The organism is Salipiger abyssi (assembly GCF_001975705.1).
Taxonomy (GTDB): Bacteria; Pseudomonadota; Alphaproteobacteria; order Rhodobacterales; family Rhodobacteraceae; genus Salipiger; species Salipiger abyssi.
The window spans coordinates 2949096-2962108 of the sequence record NZ_CP015093.1 but is presented as its reverse complement, the minus strand read 5'-3'; the positions used below and the strand labels follow the sequence as shown (position 1 = coordinate 2962108).

The 13013-nt window shown below is 67.5% G+C and carries 13 protein-coding genes; 3 read left to right on the top strand and 10 right to left on the bottom strand.

What is annotated here, in order from left to right:
- Positions 1–63: 63 nt before the first annotated feature.
- The 6 genes from phnK to phnG all read right to left on the bottom strand — a co-directional run bounded on the left by phnK (position 64) and on the right by phnG (position 4314).
- Positions 64–834 (bottom strand): phosphonate C-P lyase system protein PhnK, encoded by a 771-nt coding sequence (gene phnK / locus Ga0080574_RS17970; protein ID WP_076702890.1) that lies wholly within the window; start codon positions 832–834, stop codon positions 64–66.
- Complete coding sequence (locus Ga0080574_RS17965; RefSeq protein WP_076702888.1) at positions 831–1709, bottom strand: alpha-D-ribose 1-methylphosphonate 5-phosphate C-P-lyase PhnJ; 879 nt, start codon at positions 1707–1709, stop codon at positions 831–833. Before Ga0080574_RS17965 ends, phnK begins: the two co-directional genes overlap by 4 nt.
- Entirely contained in the window at positions 1702–2043 is a 342-nt protein-coding gene (locus tag Ga0080574_RS17960) for an endonuclease domain-containing protein (protein WP_076702886.1), read from the bottom strand. Before Ga0080574_RS17960 ends, Ga0080574_RS17965 begins: the two co-directional genes overlap by 8 nt.
- Before the next feature lie 161 nt (positions 2044–2204).
- A complete protein-coding gene (locus Ga0080574_RS17955) occupies positions 2205–3290 on the bottom strand; it encodes a carbon-phosphorus lyase complex subunit (protein WP_076702883.1) in 1086 nt (361 codons plus the stop codon).
- Positions 3290–3859, bottom strand: a complete 570-nt coding sequence (gene phnH / locus Ga0080574_RS17950) for a phosphonate C-P lyase system protein PhnH (RefSeq protein ID WP_076702881.1) — start codon at positions 3857–3859, stop codon at positions 3290–3292. Before phnH ends, Ga0080574_RS17955 begins: the two co-directional genes overlap by 1 nt.
- Entirely contained in the window at positions 3859–4314 is a 456-nt protein-coding gene (phnG, locus tag Ga0080574_RS17945; protein WP_076702879.1) for a phosphonate C-P lyase system protein PhnG, read from the bottom strand. Before phnG ends, phnH begins: the two co-directional genes overlap by 1 nt.
- A 153-nt stretch (positions 4315–4467) precedes the next feature.
- Between phnG and phnF the strand changes: the two genes are divergently transcribed.
- Both phnF and Ga0080574_RS17935 read left to right on the top strand, forming a co-directional pair.
- On the top strand, positions 4468–5187 hold the full coding sequence (gene phnF, locus Ga0080574_RS17940) for a phosphonate metabolism transcriptional regulator PhnF (protein WP_076702877.1): 720 nt from the start codon (positions 4468–4470) through the stop codon (positions 5185–5187).
- A gap of 68 nt (positions 5188–5255) precedes the next feature.
- Positions 5256–6437: an alpha-D-ribose 1-methylphosphonate 5-triphosphate diphosphatase gene (locus Ga0080574_RS17935; protein ID WP_076702875.1), complete on the top strand. Its 1182-nt coding sequence runs from the start codon at positions 5256–5258 to the stop codon at positions 6435–6437.
- Positions 6438–6461: 24 nt separating this feature from the next.
- Here the strand turns inward: Ga0080574_RS17935 and Ga0080574_RS17930 are convergent, their stop codons facing one another.
- Both Ga0080574_RS17930 and Ga0080574_RS17925 read right to left on the bottom strand, forming a co-directional pair.
- Positions 6462–7130: a DNA-3-methyladenine glycosylase I gene (locus Ga0080574_RS17930; protein ID WP_076702873.1), complete on the bottom strand. Its 669-nt coding sequence runs from the start codon at positions 7128–7130 to the stop codon at positions 6462–6464.
- A gap of 92 nt (positions 7131–7222) precedes the next feature.
- On the bottom strand, positions 7223–7480 hold the full coding sequence (locus tag Ga0080574_RS17925) for a hypothetical protein (RefSeq protein WP_076702871.1): 258 nt from the start codon (positions 7478–7480) through the stop codon (positions 7223–7225).
- 114 nt (positions 7481–7594) lie between these two features.
- Between Ga0080574_RS17925 and pepN the strand changes: the two genes are divergently transcribed.
- On the top strand, positions 7595–10144 hold the full coding sequence (pepN, locus tag Ga0080574_RS17920; protein ID WP_076702869.1) for an aminopeptidase N: 2550 nt from the start codon (positions 7595–7597) through the stop codon (positions 10142–10144).
- A 102-nt stretch (positions 10145–10246) separates the two neighbouring features.
- Here the strand turns inward: pepN and gatB are convergent, their stop codons facing one another.
- Both gatB and Ga0080574_RS17910 read right to left on the bottom strand, forming a co-directional pair.
- A complete protein-coding gene (gene gatB, locus Ga0080574_RS17915) occupies positions 10247–11761 on the bottom strand; it encodes an Asp-tRNA(Asn)/Glu-tRNA(Gln) amidotransferase subunit GatB (protein ID WP_076702867.1) in 1515 nt (504 codons plus the stop codon).
- Complete coding sequence (locus Ga0080574_RS17910; RefSeq protein ID WP_237219278.1) at positions 11749–12987, bottom strand: hypothetical protein; 1239 nt, start codon at positions 12985–12987, stop codon at positions 11749–11751. The genes gatB and Ga0080574_RS17910 overlap by 13 nt, the downstream gene beginning before the upstream one ends.
- Positions 12988–13013 lie beyond the last annotated feature (26 nt).

Here is a 13013-nt window from a genome sequence, read left to right as displayed (position 1 = left end):
TCTTCTTCTCTTTGCAAAATACGCGGGGGAGCGCGCCCCGGCGCGCGAGGGGCAACGCCCCATTCAGACCTGCAACACGCTCGACACCAGAAGCTGGGTATAGCCGTGCTGCGGATCGTCCAGCACCTGATCGGTGAGCCCGGTCTCGACCACATGGCCGCCTTTCATCACCATCAGCCGGTCGGCAAGCAGCCGCACCACCGCCAGATCATGAGTCACGATGATGGCGCTCAACCCCATCTCGCGCACCAGCCCGCGCAACAGATCCAGCAGCCGCGCCTGCACCGAGACATCGAGCCCGCCGGTGGGCTCGTCCATGAAGACAAGCCTCGGGCCGGTCACCAGATTGCGCGCGATCTGCAAGCGCTGTTGCATGCCACCGGAAAAGGCTCGTGGGCGGTCGTCCACCCGGTCGGCGGCGATCTCCACCCGGCCCAGCCAGTCGACCGCCTGCTCGCGGATCTGCCCGTAATGCCGGGCGCCCACCGCCATCAGCCGCTCGCCCACATTGGCCCCGGCGCTCACCCCCATGCGCAGCCCGTCGCGCGGGTTCTGATGCACGAAGGCCCAGTCGGTGCGCCCGAGCATGCGCCGCGCCGGTTCCGACATGCCCAGCACATCGCGCGGCCCCTCAGCGCGGGTGTCGAAGATCACCTCGCCCGCATCGGGGCTCAGATGTCCGGCAAGGCAGCTCAGCAGGGTCGATTTGCCCGAGCCGCTCTCGCCCACGATCCCCATCACCTCGCCGGGCCAGAGATCGAAACTCACATCGCCGCAGCCCAGCCGCGCGCCATAGCGTTTGGTAACGCCCTTCACCTGCAACAGCGGTGTCATGCCAGCTCCTCCGCCAAATCCTCGCCCGAAAGCCGCCCGCGATGCCCGTCAGCGCGCCGCGTGGCACAGAAATCCGTATCCGAGCAGACGAACATCCGCCCGCCCGCATCGTCGACGATCACCTCGTCGAGATAGCTCGTCCCGCAGCCGCAAAGATCGCAGGGGTGATCGGCCTTGCTGGCCTCGAACGGATAATCCTCGAAATCGAGGCTCACCACCTGCGTATAGGGCGGGATCGCATAGATCCGCTGTTCGCGCCCGGCGCCGAAGAGCTGGATCGCGGCGCTTTCCAGTCGCGGGTTGTCGAATTTCGGGATCGGCGACGGGTCCATCACATAGCGGCCCTCGACCTTCACCGGATAGGCATAGGCGGTGGAGATCTCGCCGTTATGGGCGATGTCCTCGTAGAGCTTTACATGCATGAGCCCGTATTCCTCGAGCGCGTGCATCTTGCGGGTCTCGGTCTCGCGTGGTTCCAGAAAGCGCAGCGGCTCCGGGATCGGCACCTGATAGACGAGGATCTGCCCTTCGGTGAGCGGTGTCTCGGGGATGCGGTGGCGGGTCTGGATGAGGCTCGCCTCCTCAGTATGTTCGGTCACCGCCACCTGCGCGGTGCGCTGAAAGAACTTGCGGATCGAGACGGCATTTGTGGTGTCGTCGGCGCCCTGGTCGATGACCTTGAGCGTGTCCGAAGGGGTCAGGCAGGCGGCGGTGACCTGCACGCCGCCGGTGCCCCAGCCATAGGGCATGGGCATCTCGCGGCTGGCAAAGGGCACCTGATAGCCGGGGATCGCGACGCCCTTGAGGATCGCGCGGCGGATCATCCGCTTGGTCTGCTCGTCGAGATAGGCGAAGTTGTAAGCTTGCTCAGTCATTGTTCAGCGCCTCTTCGATGGTTGTCAGCGCGCCCGCGGGATCGGCGCAGACCGCGTCTTCGGCCAGCCACAGCACACGCCAGCCGCGCGCCCGCAGCCCGGAATGCATCTCCTGCGCCTCGGCACGCACAGTCGCGTCGTCGTAAAGCACCACCGCCAGCCGTGCCCTGGCGCAGACAAACGGCAGCAGCCACGGCCCCACCGGTGCCTGACGGCGAAACTTCGCACCGCCCAGTTGCCGCCGGCGCAGCGCCTGCCAAAGCTGTGCCTCCGCCGGCGTCGGCACCTGCCGCAGGATCCGCGCGTCATAGGTCTGGAAAAAGCTCTGCCGCATGGCCCGGCCTCCGCTGCCGCTCTCCATCCCCCTCCCAAACCCTCCCCCGATCCGGGGGAGGGCCCGACAGCAGGCTGACGGCACCATGGTTAACGCCGGGTTGCCAAAGCTCCCTCCACCGGCAAGGGGGAGGGCTGGGGAGGGGGACAGCGACATGCACGTCATTCCGCCGCCTCCCGCATCGCGCCTGTCGCGCCGGCCCGCATCCGGCGCACCAGCTCCAGCTCGGATTGGAAATCCACGTAATGCGGCAGCTTGATATGTTCGAGAAAGCCGCTCGCCTGGATGTTGTCCGCATGCGCCAGCACGAATTCCTCGTCCTGCGCCGGCGCGCCGAGATTGTCCTCGCCCAGCTCCTGCCAGCGCAGCGCCCGGTCGACCAGCGCCATGGAGATCGCCTTGCGCTCGGTCTGACCAAAGACCAGCCCGTAGCCACGGGTGAATTGCGGCGGCTCGGTCTTGGAACCGGCGAACTGGTTCACCGTCTCGCATTCGGTCAGCACCACCTCGCCGATGCAGATCTCGAAGCCCAGCTCGGGCACCTCCATCTCCACCTCCACCGCGCCGATGCGCAGCTCGCCCACAAACGGGTGGTTGCGCCCGTAGCCGCGCTGGGTGGAATAGGCCATGCCCAGTACGAACCCCTCGTCGCCCCGCGTCAACGCCTGCAAGCGCAGCGCCCGGTTGGCCGGGTAGTCCATCGGCTGCCGCGTCATATCGGGCGGCAGCTCGTCGCTCGCCGCCTCGTCCTGGATCAGCCCGTCCTTGTTCAGAAATTCGGTGATCCGCGGCATCGGCGCCTCCGACGGCGCGCTCTCTGTCGCCTCCGGCAACTCTCCATCCGCCGCAAGTTTGAAATCCAGCAACCGGTGGGTGTAATCGAAGGTCGGCCCCAGCACCTGCCCGCCCGGCGCGTCCTTGAAGGTCGCGCTGATGCGGCGGTCGCAACGCATGGCGCCGGTGTCGACGGCACGCGAATGCCCGATACGTGGCAGCGTCGTGCGATAGGCGCGGATCAGAAAGATCGCCTCGATCAGATCGCCCCGCGCCTGCTTGATCGCCAGCGCCGCGAGATCCGGATCGTAAAGCGAGCCCTCGGCCATCACCCGGTTCACCGCGAGGCTCATCTGCTCTCGGATCTGCGCCAGCGTCAGCTCCGCCACCGCCAGGTCGCCGCGCCGCTCCTCGGCCAGCCAGTCATGCGCCGCGTCGATGGCCTGCTCGCCGCCCTTTACCGCCACATACATTAGAGCGCCTCCACAATGGTTGTGCGCGGCAGCGCCGCGATCCGGTCGCCCGCCGAAAGGAAACAGTCCCAGCCCAGCGGGAAGAGCGCCCGGTTGGCACGGAAGGCACGGGTCTCCGGCAGCGACAGAAACGCCGCCTCGCGGATCCCCGGCCCGGTCAGCCGCGCCCCCTCTGCCGCCAGCCCGGGCAGCTCGGCGATCAGCGTCACCGAGCGGTCGGGATAGTCCGGCGTGCCGATCCGGTAGGCGTCGAGCGGCTTCAGCGCCTCCCAGCCCCCCAGGGCGAACATCGCCTCGCCCGGCCCCACCAGCGGCGCGCCGATGTGGAAGGCGACCCAGTCGCGCACCGCATCGCCATCGTGCCCCGGCGCCAGATAAAGCGGCGTCTCGCGGTCGCAGAGCGTCAGCAGCAGCACCGAGGCCGCCACCGAGACCGGTGCGGGCGCCGCCGCGCCGCTCACCGTATGAATGGTTCCCGGCCGTGCCATGGCCTCCAGTGCCGCGCGAAAGGCGCGCGCCGCCTCGACCGGCGCCTCGGCGAACCCGCCGGAAAGCACATCGTCCCGCATCACGCCTCCCCCCGCACCATGGTGAAGAAATCCACCTTCGTCGCCGCCGCCCGGGCCGCCCGGGCCCGGCGCGTCTCGGCCTCCGCCGCCTCCAGCGGCGCCAGCACCGCCGCGCGCAGCTCTTCAGCCCGGTCGCCCTGCATCAGCGCATCGACCAGCGCGGCGCGCTCCGCATGGGCCTTGTCGCGGCCCTGCACATAGGCGTGCCCAACCTCGCCGCTCTCCAGCCGCAGCGCACAGCGCGTCACCGTCATCTCGCCGAGATTGAACGGCGCGCCGGTGCCGCCCATGCGGCCCCGCACCATCACACCGCCCACTTCCGGCACGCGCAGCCAGTCAAAGCCCGGCAGCTCGCCAAGTCCCTCAAGCTGCGCCGCAAGCCGTGGCGCCGGCACCCGGGCCAGCAGCCCCATCCAGCCCCTGCGGGCTTCGTTTCCGACATCCGTCATGCTCATCTGGACAACCTTGCCGATTTGTCTAAGGTTATATACAACTAGACAAATCATAGGCCCGACTCGCATCAAAGCGCAAGCGGGCGCGCATGAAATTTCGATGACAGCGCCGACAGAGGCGCCCCGCAGAGACAGAGCAACACAGACAGAGCAAAGATGCCCCGCACCCCGATCTGGAAATCCATCGCCGCCGAGCTGGAGGGCGAGATCGCCCGCCACCTCTACCGCGCCGGCGACAAGCTGCCGACCGAGGCGGAGCTTTCCGCGCGCTTCGGCGTCAACCGCCACACCGCCCGCCGGGCGCTGGCGGATCTCGCCGAACGCGGGCTGGTGCACAGCCGTCGCGGCGCCGGCGTGTTCGTGACGGCAACGCCGCTCGATTACGCCATCGGCGCGCGCGTGCGCTTTCACCGCAACATCCGCGCCACCGGCCGGCTGCCGGAAAAGCGCGTGCTGCGGGTCGAGACCCGGCCCGCCGACACAGCCGAGGCCGAGGCGCTCGCCCTGCCCCCGGGCGCGCCGGTCATCGTCTACGAGGGGCTGTCGCTCGCCGAAGGCGCCCCCATCGCGCATTTCTTCAGCTGCTTTCCCGCCGAGCGCCTGCCCGGCCTCGCCGACACGCTGCGCGAGACCTCCTCGGTGACCGAGGCGCTGCGCCGCAACGGCGTGACCGATTACACCCGCGCCCGCACCCGGCTCACCGCCGAAGCCGCGAGCCCCACCCAGGCGCTGCATCTGGCCACCCGCGAAGGCGCGCCGCTCCTACGCAGCGAGAGCGTCAATATCGACCCGGAGGGACAACCGGTGGAATACGGGCTGACCTGGTTCGCCGGCGACCGGGTGGCACTGACCGTCGCGCCGGAGGACGCCTCGTAAACAATCGTCATGCGGGTGACATCTAGCCCCGGTACATCCTGTGGAAAAGTAATGAGCGGTACACGGGCATGACGGTCTTGCTTCCTCCCCTGCGCCTGACCGGCGCCACCATCCTGCGCGGCGGCGCGCTGCAAAAGCGCTCGCTGGTGGTTGCGGATGGCGTGATCACCAAAGGCCCCCTGCCCGAGGTGGACATGTCGGGCTATCTGATCCTGCCCGGCATCATCGACCTGCATGGCGACGCCTTCGAGCGCCATATCGCGCCGCGCCCCTCCGCGCCCTTTCCCATCGAGGCCGGGCTGCGCTCGACCGACCGCGAGGCGGCGGCACACGGGGTGACCACCGCCTGGCTGGCGCAATGCTGGAGCTGGGAAGGCGGCATGCGCGGCCCGGATTTCGCCGAGGCCGTGATGGCGGCGCTCGATGCCTACCGGCCCCGCGCGCTCACCGATCTGCGTCTCCAGATCCGCTGCGAGACCCATATGCCCGAGACCCGCGCGCGTCTTCTGGCGGCGATCCGGCGGCACGGCATCGGCTATGTGATCTTCAACAACCACCTGCCCGAGACGCTGGCGGCGGTGGAGAGCGCGCCGCTGAAGGTCGCCGGCTGGGCCGAGCGCGGCGGGCGCAGCGTCGACGAGTTCGTCGCCGTGCTGCGCGCGGCGCAGGAGCAGCGGCGCGACGTGCCGCGCCATCTCTGCGCGCTGGCCGAGGCCTTTGACGCGATGGGTGTCCGCTATGGCAGCCATGACGATCCCGATGGCGAGACGCGGGAATATTACCGCATCATCGGCGCCCGCATCGCCGAGTTCCCGACCACGGCAGCGGCGGCGAAACTGGCGCGCGCCTGCAACGATCCGGTGCTGATGGGCGCGCCCAACGTGGTGCGTGGCGGCTCACAATCGGGAAATGTCTCGGCGACGCATCTGGTGGCGCGCGGGCTCTGCGACGCGCTGGTTTCCGACTACCACTACCCCTGTCTGGCGCAGGCGGCCTGGGAGCTGGTGGAGCGCGGGCTGCGCACGCTGCCGCAGGCCTGGGACATGATCTCCCGCGTGCCGGCAGAGATCATGGGGCTCGCCGACCGGGGTACGCTGGACTGGGGCAAGCGGGCGGATTTCGTGGTGGTCAACGAGGCCACGCGCGAGATCGAGGCCACGGTGAGCGGCGGGCGGCTGGCCTATCTCTCGGGCGAGGCCGGTGCACGGCTGGTGGGCGCGATGCAGGGCACCCGGCTGGCGGCGGAGTAGACGCGGGCGTAACCGCCCCGCCCTCTATCCGATGCTCTGCGCCAGCACGCGGCTGATCGTGGTGAGCGTCGCGCCGCTTTCCTCGCGCCAGGTGTTGAAGGCCTGCTGCACCGCCTGCATCGCCCTGCGCGATGTCGGTGCCTTGTCGATCACCCCCTCTGCCACCAGCCGCGCCACCACGTCCTGACTGAGAATGAAGCTGTCCTTGCCCATGCTGCGCAGGAGATAGGCCGCCGTCCCGCCGCCAAGACGCGACCCGTCGCGCTTGAGCCAGTCGAGCAGCCCGGCGAAGTCCGCCTCGGGCCAGTCCGCCACGCGGCGCCCGAAGGGCGTGCCGTCCTCGGCGAGGCGACGCAGGAACGCCGCGTTGTCGCGAATGGCGGCGATCTTGGGCGCCGAGCGGATCACCCGCCTGTCGGCGACGAGCGCGTCGAACCAGTCTTCCGACATCATCGACAGCGCGCCCACATCGAAGCCGCGAAACGCCTCTTCGATCTCCGGCCATTTGTTCTCGACCACGGTCCAGCTTATCCCGGCCTGAAAGATCCCCCGCGCCATGCCCGCAAGCCAGCGGTCATCGGGGACGGCGGCGATCTCGTCGGGCGATTTCGGCTTGGGAATGCCCGCAAGCACGGCGTCCCGCCCGCCTTTGCGCTCGGCGGCGATATCAACAATCTCTTCGAAACGGCGCATCGGCCCCTCCAGCGTCACCACAGGGGAAACCTGCCGGACGGGCCGCAAAAGGTAAAGAACAAATTAAGAACGGTCCCTATCGGGCCGTGCCGTCAATCCGCGCCAGCGGGCGCCGTGTTCAGCTCTTGGGCGTCGCGCTCGACCGCCGCATCCTCATTCACCTGCTCCGACTGGCCGGTGAAATCGTCCGTCACCGTGCCCTGCGCTTCGGGTGCGTCGCCATTGGCCATGACCCAGCCGAGCCAGCCGAGAAAGAGCAGCGCGACAAGGCCGAGCCCGGCCCAGATGCCCCAGAGCGGCGCGCGATGTTGACGTTCCTGTTTCTTGAGATTGGTGTCGGGTGCCGACATGGTCCCCTCCTTTCGATTTTTCCCGGGCGCGCGGTTGCCGCCCGTCTCTCATAAGCCTAACACTTTGGCAGCCGGCCCGGTTCCGGCGCCGCCCCAGCCCCGAGGATGAGAGACATGAAAGACGCGAGCCCCCAGACCATCTATCTCAAGGATTACACCCCCTTCGGCTGGCAGGTGGCGGATGTGCATCTCACCGTGGCGCTGGCGCCCAATGCCACAAGGGTCAAATCGCGCATCCATTTCGTGCCGAACCCGAACGCGCCGGAACAGGAATTCTTTCTGCATGGCGAGGAGCTGAACCTGATCCGCGCCGCCATCGACGGCGAAGAGGTCGCACCCGAGATCACGCCGCAGGGTCTGCGCTGCAAGGTGCCCTCCGGCCCGTTCCTCTGGGAGTCGGAAGTCGAGATCGCGCCGGCGGAAAACTTCGCGCTTGAAGGGCTTTACATGTCGAACGGCATGTATTGCACGCAATGCGAGGCGGAAGGCTTTCGCAAGATTACCTATTACCCCGACCGGCCCGATGTGATGGCCACCTTCACCGTGCGCATCGAGGGCGATGAAAAGGTCAAGCTGTCGAACGGCAACCCCACCGACAGCGGCGAAGGCTGGGCGGAATGGCACGATCCCTGGCCGAAACCGGCCTATCTCTTTGCGCTGGTGGCCGGCGATCTGGTGAACCATCCCGGAGAATTCACCACCAGATCCGGCAAGACGGTGGAGCTGAACATCTGGGTCCGCCCCGGCGACGAGGACAAATGCGCCTTTGGCATGGAGGCACTGAAAGCCTCGATGAAATGGGATGAAGAGGTCTATGGGCGCGAATACGACCTGGACATTTTCAACATCGTTGCGGTCGACGACTTCAATATGGGCGCGATGGAGAACAAGGGGTTGAACATTTTCAACTCTTCCTGCGTTCTCGCCTCTCCCGAGACCTCGACCGATGCGAATTTCGAGCGCATCGAGGCGATTATCGCGCATGAGTATTTCCACAACTGGACCGGCAACCGCATCACCTGCCGCGACTGGTTCCAGCTTTGTCTGAAAGAAGGGCTGACGGTGTTCCGCGACAGCCAGTTCACCTCCGACATGCGCTCGGCCGAGGTGAAGCGGATCTCCGACGTGATCGACCTGCGCGCGCGCCAGTTCCCCGAGGATCAGGGGCCGCTCTCGCACCCTGTACGGCCCGAGAGCTTTCAGGAGATCAACAATTTCTACACCGCCACGGTCTATGAGAAAGGCGCCGAGGTGATCGGCATGCTCAAGCGGCTGGTGGGAGACGAGGATTACGCCAAGGCGCTGGATCTCTATTTCGAGCGCCACGATGGCGACGCGGCGACGATCGAGGACTGGCTGAAGGTGTTCGAGGACGCTACAGGCCGCGATCTGGCGCAATTCAAGCGCTGGTACTCGCAATCCGGCACCCCGCATCTGAGCGTGACGGAAGATCATGCCGACGGGGTCTATACGCTGACCTTCAAGCAGCACACGCCGCCCACCCCCGGCCAGTCCGAGAAGGCGCCGCAGGTGCTGCCCATCGCGGTGGGGCTGCTGAACCCCAATGGCGACGAGGTGGTGCCGACCACGGTGCTGGAGATGACAGAGGCCGAGCAGAGCTTCAGCTTCGACGGGCTGAGCAGCAAGCCGGTGCCCTCGATCCTGCGCGGCTTTTCCGCACCGGTGGTGCTGGAGCGCGAGACCGCGCCGGAGGAAAAGCGCTTTCTGCTGGCCCATGACACCGACGCATTCAACCGCTGGGAGGCGAGCCGCGATCTCGCCCGCGCCTGCCTCTACGCGATGATCACCGAGGGCGCCGGGCCGGACACCGCCTGGATCGACGCGCTGGAACAGGTGGTGCGCGACGCCGATCTCGATCCGGCCTTCCGCGCGCTGATGCTGTCGCTGCCGACGCAATCCGAGCTGGTGCAGATGCTGCACGCCAGGGGCGTGACGCCCGATCCGGACGCGATCTATGCCGCCACCGAGGCGCTGAAAAACGCCATGGCAGAGCGCTGGTCCGCCCTGCTGCCGGCGCTGCGCGAGGAAAGCGCGGTCACCGCCGCCTACAGCCCCGATGCCGAGCAATCCGGCAAGCGCGCTCTGGGCAACGCGGTGCTGGCACTGCAAACCCGGCTCGACGGCGGCAAGGCAGCACAGGCGCAATACGATGCCGCCGACAATATGACGATGCAGCTCAGCGCGCTGAGCTGCCTGATCTCGGCCGGCGCCGAAGAGACCGCGCTGGCCGCGTTCGAGGCGCAGTGGAAAGATGACCGGCTGGTGATGGACAAATGGTTCGCGCTTCAGGTCGCCGCCACGGCGCCGGAAAATGCCGCGACCCGCGCCGGCGCACTGACCGAGCGGGCGGATTTCGACTGGAAGAACCCCAACCGTTTCCGCGCGGTGATGGGCTCGCTGGCGATGAACCACGCGGGCTTTCACGCCAAGGATGGCAGCGGCTACAAGCTGCTGGCGGATTGGCTGATCAGGCTGGACGAAAAGAACCCGCAGACCACGGCGCGCATGTGCTCGGTCTTCCAGACCTGGAAACGCTACGACACGCAACGTCAGGCGCTGATGCAGGCCGAACTGGAGCGTATCGCGGCCAAGCCGGGCCTGTCGCGCGACGTGACCGAGATGGTGACGCGGCTGCTCTCGTAAAGCCAAGAGCCGCGCCCGGTCCGGGCGCGGCTCCTTTATTCGGCCTGAGTAAATGGGTCCGCCAGCGCCGTCACGCGGCGCCGGCCCAGCCCGGCAGGATCGTTACTGCGCGAGCTTTTTCGAGACGATCTCGTTCACCGCCTTCGGGTTGGCCTTGCCGCCGGTGGCCTTCATCACCTGACCGACGAACCAGCCCGCGAGCTTGGGGTTCTGCTTGGCCTTTTCCACCTGCGCCGGGTTGGCGGCGATGATCTCGTCGACGGCGGTTTCGATGGCACCGGTATCGGTCACCTGCTTCATGCCGCGCTCTTCGACGATCTTTTCCGGGTCGCCGCCCTCGGTATAGACGATCTCGAACAGATCCTTGGCGATCTTGCCGGAAATCGCGTCCGACTTGATCAACCGGATTATGCCCGCAAGCTGCGCCGGCGAGACCGGGCTGTCCTCGATGGCATGGTCCTCCTTCTTGAGGCGACCGAAGAGCTCGTTGATCACCCAGTTGGCGGCAAGCTTGCCGTCGCCCGCCTCGCCCGCGACCTCTTCGAAATAGGCGGCATTCGCCACCTCGGCGGTCAGCACGCCGGCATCGTATTCCGACAGGCCGAAATCGCCCACGAACCGCGCCTTCTTGGCATCCGGCAGCTCGGGCAGGTTGGCGGCGATATCGTCCACCCAGGCCTGTTCGATCTCCAGCGGCAGCAGGTCGGGATCGGGGAAGTAGCGGTAATCATGCGCCTCTTCCTTGGAGCGCATCGACCGCGTCTCGCCCTTGTCCGGATCGTAGAGCCGGGTTTCCTGATCGACCGAGCCGCCGGCCTCCAGAATGGCGATCTGGCGGCGCGCCTCGTAATCGATGGCGGCCTGGATAAAGCGCATGGAGTTCATGTTCTTGATCTCGCAGCGCGTGCCGAGATGGCTGAAATCCTGCGTTTCCTGATATTTCTCGTACTGGCCGGGGCGGCAGACCGAAACGTTCACGTCGGCCCGCAGGTTGCCGTTCTGCATATTGCCGTCGCAGGTGCCGAGATAACGCAGGATCTGGCGCAGCTTCGACACATAGGCGGCGGCCTCTTCGGGCCCGCGAATGTCGGGGCGCGAGACGATCTCCATCAGCGCCACGCCGGTGCGGTTGAGATCGACGAAGGACATGTTCGGATCCATGTCGTGGATCGACTTGCCGGCATCCTGCTCGATATGGATCCGCTCGATGCGCACGAGGCGGGCGATGCCCGGCTCCATATCCACGATCACCTCGCCCTCGCCGACAATCGGGTGATAAAGCTGCGAGATCTGATAGCCCTGCGGCAGATCGGGGTAGAAATAGTTCTTGCGGTCGAAGGCGGATTTCAGGTTGATCTCTGCCTTCAGCCCCAGCCCGGTGCGCACCGCCTGCTCGACGCAGAATTCGTTGATGACCGGCAGCATGCCGGGCATGGCCGCGTCCACGAAGCTGACATTGCTGTTCGGCTCGGCGCCGAATTTGGTCGAGGCCCCCGAGAACAGCTTGGCCTCGGAGGCGACCTGGGCATGCACCTCCATGCCGATCACCAGTTCCCAATCGTATTTGGCCCCGGCGATGACCTTGGGTTTGGGGGTCTCGAAGCTCAGGTCAAGCATGGCGCATCCTCGTCTCGCTGATCGCGACGGGGATACGCCAGAGCGGAACAGGGAGCAAGGGTGCAGGCAGCACAGGGCGAGGGGCTCAGCATGATGCCGGTCTCGGCAAAGCGCACCTGCCGGCCGCGTGCCAGCTGATGGGCGAAATGCTCTGCCAGCGCCGAGAGCGCGCGGGCCTGGCCCAGCCGCAGCCGCTCGCCGCCATCGGTGGTGCCCCGGACGGGGCGGGCACCGGCCCAGAGCTCGGGATGCACCTCGCGCAGATGGTCCTGCGCGATCCAGCCGAAACAGCCGGCGATGCGGGCCCGGGCCGAGCCCGGCACGGCGGCGCCCGAGAGCGTCAGCCCGCAATAGGCGGCCAGCAGGTTGGCCATATGCTGGTCGGGGCGGCGATGCAGGATATCGTGCAGCCCCTCGGCGAAGAGCTCGGCATCCACCTGCGCGAACCCGCCCGGCGCATCGTTCGCCAGCGCGTCGAACCAGACCCAAGCATAGCCGCCCAGCCCCCAGATATCCGCCGTGTGCCCGGCGGTGCGCCGCGCCTCGCGGTCGAGCCGCTCCCAGTCGCCGAAGCGCTGCGGGGTCAGGTCACGCCCGAGCGCGCGCAGGTGGTCGGGACAGGCGGGGTTGAGGTCGATCAGATCCTCGTAATCGTCGACCACCCGCTGCTGCGGATATGGGTCGAGATCGAGCAGCCCGCAGCGCAGGGCCGCAAGCAGGGGCGAGTCGTGTTCCAGCGGATCGAAAGGCGCGATGAGCCGTTGCGCCGCCTCCAGATGCTGTGCCCGGGCATCGCGATGCAGGAGGCCGCCGGCGCGGGCGGCCCAGGCTTTGGCCACGGCGAGATGCGCCTGCGCCAGCATCGCGGCGAGCCACGGCTCATGCTCGGCGCCGTCGATGGCGTCGCGCAGGGCGAAGAGGCTGGCGCGGGCGGCGGTGGGATCGTCGCGTCCGACAGCGGCCAGCGCGCTCTCCATCGCGTCCGAACAGGCGCCCTCGGCCAGAAGCCGCGCCACGGACGTGCCGCCAGAGGTGGCGTCGCGGGCGGCATCCGCCTCGCGCAAGCCGCGCGCCAGCACCTCCCAGGCCTCCTGCCTTGCGAGGTGACGCCCCTGCGCGCGCAGCCGTCCGCACTGCACCGCCTCGGGCGGGGTGTCGCGAACCGGGATCTCGACCCGTGGCGGCGGGCTGCCCGGGCAGTCCTCGGGGCGCACGCGCGTCTTCATTGACACACCGTCAGCACGACGCTGCA